General features: G+C 69.2%; 10 protein-coding genes. 6 read left to right on the top strand and 4 right to left on the bottom strand.

Annotated features, from left to right (window positions below; genetic code table 11):
* The first annotated feature begins 11 nt into the window (after positions 1 to 11).
* Together NLX83_RS34300 and NLX83_RS34305 are read left to right on the top strand one after the other, a co-directional pair.
* Positions 12 to 2,090 (top strand): hypothetical protein, encoded by a 2,079-nt coding sequence (locus NLX83_RS34300; RefSeq protein ID WP_254239409.1) that lies wholly within the window; start codon positions 12 to 14, stop codon positions 2,088 to 2,090.
* Positions 2,087 to 2,275 carry a hypothetical protein gene (locus NLX83_RS34305; protein ID WP_254239410.1) on the top strand — a complete coding sequence of 63 codons (189 nt, stop codon included), beginning with the start codon at positions 2,087 to 2,089 and terminating at the stop codon, positions 2,273 to 2,275. Before NLX83_RS34300 ends, NLX83_RS34305 begins: the two co-directional genes overlap by 4 nt.
* On the opposite strand, the gene NLX83_RS34310 is transcribed toward NLX83_RS34305, so the two are convergent.
* Complete coding sequence (locus tag NLX83_RS34310) at positions 2,276 to 3,202, bottom strand: helix-turn-helix transcriptional regulator (protein WP_254239411.1); 927 nt, start codon at positions 3,200 to 3,202, stop codon at positions 2,276 to 2,278. It lies immediately after the preceding gene.
* 165 nt (positions 3,203 to 3,367) lie between these two features.
* Between NLX83_RS34310 and NLX83_RS34315 the strand changes: the two genes are divergently transcribed.
* Complete coding sequence (locus NLX83_RS34315; protein ID WP_254239412.1) at positions 3,368 to 4,540, top strand: acyltransferase family protein; 1,173 nt, start codon at positions 3,368 to 3,370, stop codon at positions 4,538 to 4,540.
* Here the strand turns inward: NLX83_RS34315 and NLX83_RS34320 are convergent.
* The gene (locus NLX83_RS34320; protein WP_254239413.1) at positions 4,537 to 4,869 is read right to left on the bottom strand and encodes an ArsR/SmtB family transcription factor; all 333 of its coding nucleotides are present in this window, start codon (positions 4,867 to 4,869) and stop codon (positions 4,537 to 4,539) included. The two genes, NLX83_RS34315 and NLX83_RS34320, sit on opposite strands and share 4 nt — an antisense overlap.
* A 76-nt stretch (positions 4,870 to 4,945) precedes the next feature.
* On the opposite strand from NLX83_RS34320, the gene NLX83_RS34325 reads away from it, so the two are divergent.
* Complete coding sequence (locus NLX83_RS34325; RefSeq protein ID WP_254239414.1) at positions 4,946 to 6,178, top strand: sodium:proton exchanger; 1,233 nt, start codon at positions 4,946 to 4,948, stop codon at positions 6,176 to 6,178.
* On the opposite strand, the gene NLX83_RS34330 is transcribed toward NLX83_RS34325, so the two are convergent.
* Both NLX83_RS34330 and NLX83_RS34335 read right to left on the bottom strand, forming a co-directional pair.
* Positions 6,175 to 7,293, bottom strand: a complete 1,119-nt coding sequence (locus NLX83_RS34330) for an HNH endonuclease signature motif containing protein (RefSeq protein ID WP_254239415.1) — start codon at positions 7,291 to 7,293, stop codon at positions 6,175 to 6,177. The genes NLX83_RS34325 and NLX83_RS34330 overlap by 4 nt on opposite strands.
* A 272-nt stretch (positions 7,294 to 7,565) precedes the next feature.
* Positions 7,566 to 8,120: an SDR family oxidoreductase gene (locus NLX83_RS34335; protein WP_254239416.1), complete on the bottom strand. Its 555-nt coding sequence runs from the start codon at positions 8,118 to 8,120 to the stop codon at positions 7,566 to 7,568.
* Positions 8,121 to 8,177: 57 nt separating this feature from the next.
* On the opposite strand from NLX83_RS34335, the gene NLX83_RS34340 reads away from it, so the two are divergent.
* Positions 8,178 to 8,990 carry a helix-turn-helix domain-containing protein gene (locus tag NLX83_RS34340; protein WP_254239417.1) on the top strand — a complete coding sequence of 271 codons (813 nt, stop codon included), beginning with the start codon at positions 8,178 to 8,180 and terminating at the stop codon, positions 8,988 to 8,990.
* A gap of 237 nt (positions 8,991 to 9,227) precedes the next feature.
* The gene (locus NLX83_RS34345; protein WP_254239418.1) at positions 9,228 to 10,022 is read left to right on the top strand and encodes a S1 family peptidase; all 795 of its coding nucleotides are present in this window, start codon (positions 9,228 to 9,230) and stop codon (positions 10,020 to 10,022) included.
* Positions 10,023 to 10,173: the final 151 nt, after the last annotated feature.

The raw sequence follows: 10,173 nt of genomic DNA on the forward strand, positions 1-10,173 counted from the left end.
CTCTGGCCCATATGGACAGCAGGGAAGCCGCGAAGCTGGTCAGACGGTCGAAGAGCCGCTGGCGCGATCGCGGGTACCCGGCGTGGGTCCAGCTCGTCGGCGCCGCCGAGGAGCGCTACCCGAGCGCGCTGGACGCGCTGATCGCCATCGCCCGCGACGAGCGCCACCCGTACCAGGCGTGGGCGGGGGAGCTCGTCGCCGACCGCTGGGTCGCCACCCGGGAGTCCTCGCTGCGCAAGGTGGTGCGCCAGCTGCGCGCGCTGGCCACCGACGGCAAGCCCCGACTGATCACCGCGGCCCTGCACGGGCAGCTGCTCGACGAGTGGCGCAGCGGGGTGGAACTGGTCGAGCTGTTCGAGGACGAGGACGAGGACGTGCGCGCCGGTGTCGTCGAGGCGTGCACCGCCGCCACCGGTGACCAGCTCTACGCGCTGTGGGCGCTCAGCGAGCACGAGCAGGTGCTCAACGCGTTGCTGCACAACCCCGTCAAGCCCGACCCCCGGCGCGTCCCGCCGCTGTCCTCCATCGCGCTCGGCGCCGACGTGGACCCAGGGGAGCTGCTGGACGCCGCGCTGCACGCCGAACGCGCCATCGGCCGGATCGCGCGGCGGCGCATCCTGTCCACGCCGTCGCTGACGGGTCGGTTGTGCGAGGCGGCGATCGGCCACCCGCGCCGGGTCGAGTTCCTGGTGCGGCACGGGCTCCAGCCGGAGAAGCCACTGGAATGCGCGCTGTACCTGTTGCGGGCGGACCAGATCGACGCCTACCGCGAGCTGGATCCACAAGGGACGGTCCTCGCGCGCGCGAAGCTGACCGACGAGCAGGTCATGCAGATCGGCCTCGCCTTCGCCGACAACGACGACCCGCAACGGCTCTGGGAGTTCGCCAGAACCCGGCCGCTGTGCCAGGCGGTGGAGCTGGTGCACCTGGCGCGGGACTGGCGCCCGGAGACCGACCCGGGACTGTTCGCCCAGCTGGCCGAGATCGAGACGCTCCAGGTCGTGCACGAGCTCCAGGGTTCGCCGGAGCACTGGGCGCTGAGCTACCGCGTCGGCAGTTCGGTGGTGCACAGCGTCTCGCTCTCGCCCGACGCCACCAGGATCGCGGCGACGGCCGGATTCCACGCGCCCACCTGGGATCCGCGCTACGGCAGGCAGAAGGAGCAGGGCTCGATCATCGAGCTGGAGGTCGCCTCCGGCAACGAGCTGTCCATGCACACGGTGGAGGCGGGCTTCGCCCACGTGCTGCACCTCGGGCACGCGGTGATCACCGCGGAGAACATGGGCGCCGAGGGCTCCGTGCTCGCCAGGCACATCGGGGCGGAGCGCGAGATCCTGACCAAGCACGAGGGCTCGATCGAGGCGCTCGCCCGCTCCCTCAGCGGTTTCGTGGCCGTCACCGGTGGCGGCGAACTGCTCGTCGGGTCCGGAGTGGACGGTGAGGTCCGCCGCGCGGTCCCCGAGGGCGACCGGTTCCGCCCCGCCTCCCTGTCCGTCCACAGTGGAACGGGCCGGTTCGCGCTCGGCGGCGCGGAGCTGGCGCTGCTGGACGCCGACGCGCGGCTGCTGGCGACCGCGAAGGAGCCGGGCTGGGTCCGCGAGACCGCGTTCGTCGACGCCGACACGCTGCTCACCATGGACGGCGACGGCCACCTGTCCCGGTGGACCCGCGACGGCGAGCAACTGGTCCGCGGCACCAGGGCGAAGGTCCCGCCGGAGCTGGGCAGCCCGCTGGTGGACCTGCGGGTGGTGCCCGCGCGCGGCCTGCTCGCGGCGATGAGCACGCGGGTCGGCAGCCCGGTGCGGCTCGTGCTCTTCGACCTGGAGACGCTGACCCACGCGGAGGGCTTCGAGCTCTCCGGCTGCACCCTGGCCACCTCGGCGGACGGCGAGCACCTCGCGCTGGGCACGAGCTCCGGGCTGGTCTGGTTCTGCGGGATGCCGCCCGCCGGGCTGTTCGAGGTGCTGGCCAAGCCGATCGGCAAGATCACCGACGCGGACCGCGAGGTCATCGAGGTGGCCAGGGCGAGCGCGGCCCGCCCCGCGGTGCGCCGCGTCCTGGACCTCTTCGCGGAGCTGGTGGGCACATGACGGAGTTCCCCCGCACGATCGGCAAGGTGGCCAACCGCGAGCTGGAGCTCAACGGCTACACCACCTACGACCAGCTGTGCCGGGTGAGCCCCGAGGAGTTGCTGCGCATCCACGGCATCGGCCCGAAGTCCATCCGCATCCTCGGCGAGGAGCTGGCCGCGCGCGGGCAGTCCTTCGCCGACTGATCACTCCGCGAGTCTGCGCTTGCGGAATTCCCTTGGTGTCTCACCGAAACGGGCTTTGAAGGCCGCGGAGAACCAGGTCGGGGTGAAGCCGGTTCTCGCGGCCACCTCGCCGATCTCGACCTCGCCGGTGGCGAGCAGGTCCCTGGCCGCCCGCAGCGACTCGTCCTGGCGGAGGTCGCGGAAGGTGATGCCCTCCTCGTGCAGGATCAGCCGGATCTGCCGGGGCGACCAGCCCAGGGCGCGGGCGACCGCCGGGAGGCACAGATCGCTCTCGCCCACGCGGTCGCGGACGTAGCGCCGGATCGCCGCCGCGGCCTCGACGCGATGGGTCCGCTGGGGCCCCATGTCGCCGAGCGCGAGCATGCACAGCAGTTCGGCCGCGCGGTCGCAGAGCGCGTTGAACTCGCGATCGGTGAGGGCCTCGGCCTGCTCGTGGACGCTGTCGATCAGGTTCGCGGTGACCCGGCCCAGCCCGGTGGTCATGTCCAGCTGGGTGTGGACCGGCGCGGCCGGGGCGAGGCGGTGGTCGAACTCCGCCCTCGGCACCCGGAACGCGTAGGACCGGGACTCCGGGATGCGGATCTGGGAGATCTGGTCGAACCGGTTGATCAGGGCGCTGCCCGGGGTGGCGCGGCGTTGCTCGTCGCCGCGCCACGCCGAGTACGACCCGAACAGGGGCAGCATGATCCAGTAGTGCTCGTCGCCGGGGGACTGGCGGACCAGCGACGGCGTGCGGAGGCTGACGCGGTCACCGCGCTGGTCCCAGTGGACCAGGGCGTAGGCCGAGCTCTCCTGAGCGGTCAGCGCCGAGTACCAGGTCTCCGGGTCGCGGTAGCGGTGGCGCATCGGAACGAAGCTGTCGGCCAGCTCCGACCACGCTTCCGACGAGTCGATCGTGAAGTTGAGGTAGTGCACGACGATCTCCATCGGGTGGCGGGTTTACGTCGAGGTGCCGGTGAACTTACGGCCTGGGGCACGAAATCCAGCTCCCCCTTTGCGGTGGTTCTTCCCGGGGAGAAGATCACTTCTCACGGCCATTCCTTCGCCCGGGGGCGAAAAGCGGCGCCCGTGAATCTGATACCGGAGGACCACGTGGACATTCGAGATGGCGACGAAGCCATTGTGCGGCAACCAGGAAACGCCGAGACGACAGGGCACGCCCGGCTGCCATCCCTCACCGGTATCCGGATCTTCGCCGCCGGACTGGTGCTCGTGGCCCACGCCTTCTTCCTGCCCGGTCTCTACGCCGACGCCGCGGTCCAGAAGGGCACCAGCGCCCTGGTCCCGCTGGCCACCTCGTCGGTCACCCTCTTCTTCGTGCTCTCCGGCCTGGTCCTGACCTGGTCGGCCCGGCCCGCCGACACCGCGAGGCAGTTCTGGCGCCGCCGGTTCGTCCGGATCTTCTCCAACCACGCGGTGGCCTGGGCGCTGGGGACGGCACTGGTCATCGGCTACGGCATCCACGTGAACCTGGTTTCCCCGGGCGACGAGTACAACCCGCTCGCCGTGCTGGCGAGCCTGTTCCTGGTGCAGAACTGGGTTCCCACGAACGAGTTCCTGCTCGGCCCGAACCCGTTGGCGTGGTCGCTGGCCTGTGAGTTCTTCTTCTACCTGCTCTTCCCGGTCCTGCTCCCGCTCGTCCGCGGGATTCCGGTGCGCAGGCTGTGGCTGACCGCCTGGGTGGCCGTGCTCGTCGGCCTGTCCGTTCCGGCGCTGGCGACGCTGCTGCACGGACCCGACTTCCTCCCCACCATCCCCGTTCCGGGCTCGCAGATCTGGCTGGCCTACTTCCTGCCCGCTGCCCGCCTGCCGGAGTTCGTGCTCGGCATGGTGCTCGCGCGCATCCTCGCCGAGGGTTTGTGGCGACCGCTGCACATGGGCCTCGTCCTCCCGCTGCCGTTCCTGGCGATCGGGACCCTGGCGGTCCTGCCGCCGGTGTTCGCCTTCGGCCCGTACTTCGCGCTTCCGGTCGCGCTGATCGTCGGTGAGGTCGCCTCGCGTGACGTCCGCGGTGTCCCCTCGTTCCTCCGGCGTCCGGCGATGATCTACCTCGGGGACCGCTCGTTCGCGCTCTACATGATCCACTACGTGGTGATCATGTACTTGTGCCAGTTCGTCTTCACACCCGGAGCGAAGTTCGGCATTCCGGCCGCCACGGCCTTGATCCTGCTGGTCGTCATTCCGGTGTCGCTCGGTGCGGCCTGGCTGCTGCACAGGTTCGTGGAGCGCCCCGCGGTGACCCACCTGGCGACTCGGCGGCGTTAGCGCGACGGTGGGTCCGGTGCGAGCGACCCGTCCGGCGCGATGTGCTCGAAGATCTGGTCGAGCAGCGTCAGCACGTGCGGGTCGTCCACCGCGTAGAAGTGGTGCCGCCCCTCTCGGCGGGCGGTCACCACCCCCGCCAGCCGCAGCTTGGTCAGGTGCTGGCTGACGGTGGGGATGCTCACGCCGACGCGCTGGGCGAGCGTGCCCACGTCGTAGGTGCCCTGGGCGCACAGCCAGACCAGGTGCAGCCGCGGCGGGCTGGACAACAACGCGAAGGTGGCGGCGGCGGCGCTGAGCTGGACCGGCGTCGGCTCGGAATTTTTCGGCATGACGAGATTCATTGTTCCCCGCGACCCAACCAGGGGCTAGACACGCCGACATTTTGGTGATTGCGAAAGTGTCGAAGTGTGTGCGAACGTCGACGCCGTGATGGTCCTGTTCCGCCCGCTGTCCCTCTGCTGCGCCCTCGCCACCCCCGCCCTCGCGCTCCGGTTCTCCGGCGCCGGGGTGGTCCCGTGGCTGGCGTTGCTGCTGTTCGGCGCCGCCGTCGTGGCCGCGTCGTTCGTGCTCGCGTGGGCGGCCGAGGCGGCGCAGGTGGACATCTCCGGCGGTTTGGCGATCGCCCTGCTCGCGCTCATCGCCGTGCTGCCGGAATATGTCGTCGACCTCTACTTCGCTTACACCGCAGGGCAGAACCCCGAGTTCGTCGCCTACGCCGCCGCGAACATGACCGGCTCCAACCGGCTCCTGCTCGGCCTCGGCTGGTCCACCGTGGTGCTGGTCTCGCTCGCCGTCGCATCCCGCCGGTCCGGCCGCACGGTGCGCGAACTCGTCCTCGACCCCGGTCACCGCACCGAGCTGGGTTTCCTCGCGATCGCCTCCGTCGTGGCGTTCGTGGTGCCGGTGAGCGGTCAGATCACGCTCGTCTTCGGCTTGGCGCTGCTCGGTTTCTTCGGTTTCTACCTCTGGAAGGTCTCCCGCGCCGAGGCCGAGGAGCCCGCCCTCGTCGGCCCCGCCTCGGTCATCGGCGCCTTGCCGTCCCGCACCCGCCGCCCCCTCGTCGCGGGCTTGTTCGCCTTCGCAGCCGTGGTGATCCTGCTCTGCGCCGAGCCTTTCGCGCACGCCCTGATCGACACCGGCACCCAGCTCGGCGTGGACCGCTTCCTGCTCGTCCAGTGGCTGGCCCCCCTGGCCTCCGAGGCCCCCGAGTTCATCGTCGCGATCCTGTTCGCCTTGCGCGGCAACGGTTCCGCCGCGATCGGCACCCTGATCTCCAGCAAGGTCAACCAGTGGACCCTGTTGGTCGGCAGCCTGCCGCTGGCTTACCTCGTCGGCGGCGGTTCCGGCACCCTCGTCCTGGACGCGCGGCAGGTCGAGGAGTTCCTGCTGACCGCCACCCAGACCCTGCTCGGCGTCTCCGCGCTGCTAGCGCTGCGCTTCCCGCGCTGGGCCGCCTGGACCCTGCTCGCCCTGTTCGCCCTCCAGTTCGCGTTGCCCGGCCAGGAGGCCCGGTACGCCTTGTGTGCGGTGTACGGCGCCATCGCCCTGGCCGCATTGGTGCGCAACCGCAGGCACATCGCGCCCACGTTGTTGGCTCCGTTCCGGTCGGCGCCCGCCCGGGAGCTGATCCGGGTCTAGAACGGCGCCGGTTCGGCGATCGGCTCGGCTTCGGTTTCGGCGGTCTTCCCGTTCGGTGTCGTCCACACGTGCCGACCGTCCGGCAGGTTCTCGCAGCTCCAGTTGGATTCGTGCTTCATCCGGTGGTGCCTGCGGCACTTCGGGCGGAGGTTGTCGATGGTGGTGTTGGTGCCGTCGAAGGGGCAGCAGTGATCGAGGTCGCAGCGGTGTGCGGGCCTGTTGCAGCCAATCGCGGTGCAGGTGGGGTAGCGGGCGTGGATCAACTCCCGCTGTTTGGCTGAGGGCCGGTAGGTGGTGACGTCTTCGGCGATCCCGGTGGCGGGGTCGGTGAGGATGCGTTTCCAGATCCCTCCCGCAGCGACATCGCGGGCGATCTTGGCGGGCAACGGTCCGTATCCGTGCAGGATGGCGGGTTCGTTGTCGAGGCCGAGGAAGGAGCCCATGGGCATGGTCAAGTAGACGGTGACCTGGCCTTGGGGTGCGCCGGTTTCCTTGCCCATCAACAAGTCCATGGTGACATCGGCCCGCTTCTGATCCAAGGTCCGGTGATCTTTCGGTAGGGCTCTGGCGATGCGGTCGATCCGGTCGTAGATCAACGAGGCTTGCAGGGCGGGGAAGAACATCCGCAGCAGGCACATGCCGTCGTCAAGGGGGATCTTCTCCACCAACCTGGCCTTGCGCTTCTCCTTATGGCGACGCTCGGCAGCCTTGGGGTCGAGCTTGGTGATGAACCGCACCGCATGCCGACGTGTCGAGGTGTAGTTGTGCGTTTCGGCGAAGGCGAGGAAGTCCTGCTCGGCGATCGCGGCGTGCACCGCAGTGAGTGTGGAGAGCAGGTCGACGATCATCAACGCTTTGCCCTCGTCGACGCGGCCTTCGGCCAGCGCCCGCAACACCACAGGCCGACCGGTGAGGTCTTCTGCGCGTTGAAGGAGGCAGGCGGCTTTGGTCTTGGAGATGGCGAGTAGTCGCATGAGGATTTCTTCGGCGAACTCACGATCACACAACTCCAGCCGAGACACGTAGTCGATCAACGCGACCGCGAAGTCCGCCGAGGCTTTCCCCATCGCGGTGAACATGACCCTCAAATAGTGGTCGGGATCTACAGGGAACATGTCCCTATTCTATCGCAGAATAATAGTGGATCATGGCTCTACAGGGTGAATTGCCAGGCGCCCAAAAGCTCGAAAACGCAACCCCAGCGAAAAGGTGAGGGCGGGCTGGAAAATGGGGTCGGCTTTACCTGGGGTGCGCGTGCCATACGCTTGTCGCGAGGGCCGGGGTTTCATCCCGTGCCCCCGGGAGGCCCAAGGGCACGCGCAAGGGGCCCCAGGTCAAGCCGACCCCCACGCTGGCACCGACGCAAGCTGGAAACCCAGCCACGAACTCACCCGCCCCCAGAAACCACGAACTCCACATAAGACTGCGCAACCACGCCAGCCGAAGTCCCCCCAGAGCGTCCGAGCAACGCCAAGGTCTCCGAAACCCACCCCGGACTGACCACAGTCGCATCGATTCCCCGAGGCAGCTCCGCCCGAGCATTCTCCACAAAGGACTCCAAGGCCGCATTGACCATCGCCCCCACCGCTCCCCGGCACATCGGCCCTTCGAACCGTCCAGCGGTCAACACGATGCGACCGCCGTCGTTCAAAGCCCGCACAGCCCGATGGAACAAGGCCAGCTGCCCGTCCAGCTTCACCTGTCGGAAATCCGCATCGGTCAGATCGAGCAACGGCTTCAGCGGCGCATGAGCCGCCGTGCACACCACGGCGTCCACGTCGGACACGGTGGCGAACAGCTTGTCGAGAGTGCTGGGATCAGCGAGGTCCACCTGAACCTCGCTGGAGCGGGAGGTGCGGACCACCTCGTGGCCGAGGTCTTCCAGCCGCGCGGAGACGGTGGAGCCGAGGATTCCGGTGGCGCCGACGACGATGATTCTCATGGGAGGAAGCCTCACCGGGAGCGCCGGGGTTAGCCAGGACACTGAGAGGGTCAGGATATGGAGCTGGGGGAGTTCCTGCGGGCGTGCCGCGCTCGGATCAGCCCGGCGGACGCGGGGGTGCCCGACTACGGCGGCAGGCGGCGGGTGCCGGGGCTGCGGCGGGAGGAACTGGCGCGGTTGGCGGGGATCAGCGTGCCGTACTACACGCGGCTGGAACAGGGGCGCGTCCGCAATGCCTCTGACTCCGTGCTGGACGCGGTGGCCAGGGTGCTGCGGCTGAGCGCCGACGAGCGGGCGCACCTCTACCGCTTGGCGCGGGGGGCGGGGCCCGCCGAGCCCGAGCGGCTGCGGCCGAGCGTGCGCTTGATGATCGAGTCCATGAAGGACGTCCCCGCGTTGGTGATGGGGCGGCGCACCGACGTGCTCGCGTGGAACCGGCTCGCGCACGCGCTGCTCGCTCCGCACCGGGACTTCGCGGCACCACAGGACGTGAACCTGGCGCGGTTGGTTTTTCTCGACCAGCACACCCGCCGCCTCTACGTCGACTACGAGCGGAAGAAGCGGGATGCCGTGGCACACCTGCGAATGGTGGCCGGGGCCTACCCGGACGACCCGGGCATCGCCGCGCTCGTCGACGAGTTGACCGCGCTCAGTGAGGACTTCGTCGCACTGTGGTCGGAGTACCCGGTGCGCAACTGCGCGTTCAACGCCCGGGAGTACGACCATCCGGTGGTGGGGCGCTTGACGTTGACCGACGAGCTGATGCTGCTCCCGGACGACGAGGGGCAGCGCGTCGTGGTGTACACGGCCGAAACCGGGTCGAATTCTGCGGCTGCTCTCGCGGCGCTCGTACACCATCTGGTTTCATAGGTCCAGCAAGGAGTTTCTCGCGCAGTCCACTGTGGAATCAACAGTCCACCCGGATTCGCTGATGTCCCTTGACGGCGGCAAAACCCCTGCGCCGCTGCGTCGTTCGGTCCTCGTTCCTGCTCCGATCGGTCGCCCTTCCGGCGTCGGTTGTCCGGAGAACCCTTTCTGCAGTTGCCTTTCCTCACCGGCCCGCCTGTGGCCGGACCTCGTTCGAGGGCACGAGGAAGGGAGTGACCAGTGAGCACCCTGCGCACCCTGGTCAAGGTCTTCGGTGTCGCCGCCGCGCTCGGTGTCGCCGCCACGGCGACCGGAACCGCCGCCGCCGCACCGGCCAAGCCGTCCGGTGATGTCTCGCCGATGATCGTCGGTGGCAGTCCGGCCACCACGCAGCAGTACCCGTGGACGGTCGCGCTGATCTACAACGGCACCCAGTGGTGCGGCGGCACGCTGGTCGCGCCGAACAAGGTCGTCACCGCGGCGCACTGCACTGTCGGCAAGGCGCCGAGCACTTGGCAGATCGCCGCCGGGCGCACCGATCTGCGCACCGGCGAGGGCGTGCTGGCCAAGGTCACCAAGATCTGGCAGCACCCGAACTACCGCAGCGTCACCCAGGGCGACGACGTCGCCGTGATGACGCTGGACCAGAACCTGCCGTACAAGACGCTGCCGCTGGCCACCGCGGCGGACTCGGGCCTGTACGCCGAGGGCACCATGGCGAAGACCCTGGGCTGGGGTGACACCACCGGCAGCGGGACCTACTCCGACACGCTGAACCAGGTCGACGTGCCGGTCACCTCGGACCAGACCTGCTCGACGGCCTACGGGACGGACTACAGGAAGGCCGCGATGGTCTGCGCCGGTTACCCCAACGGCGGCAAGGACAGCTGCCAGGCGGACTCCGGCGGTCCGCTGGTCGCGGGCGGCAAGCTCATCGGCGTCGTCTCGTGGGGCGAAGGCTGCGCCCTCGCGGGCAAGCCGGGTGTCTACGCCCGTGTCTCCTCCTACGTGGACCTGATCAAGCAGCAGCTCTGAGCGAGCGGGCGGGCGACCCCAGCGCGGTCGCCCGCCCTCGCGTTTCCCTTGTGCCCCAACGGTTATTGCCCTGAAGTGGGCGAATGTCGGACCGGCGACGTAAGGTGGGTCGTGGTTCGGGGCGGTTCGAGGGACGGGCGGTGGAGGACGA

This window comes from Allokutzneria sp. A3M-2-11 16 (genome assembly GCF_024213555.1).
Lineage (GTDB): Bacteria > Actinomycetota > Actinomycetes > Mycobacteriales > Pseudonocardiaceae > Allokutzneria.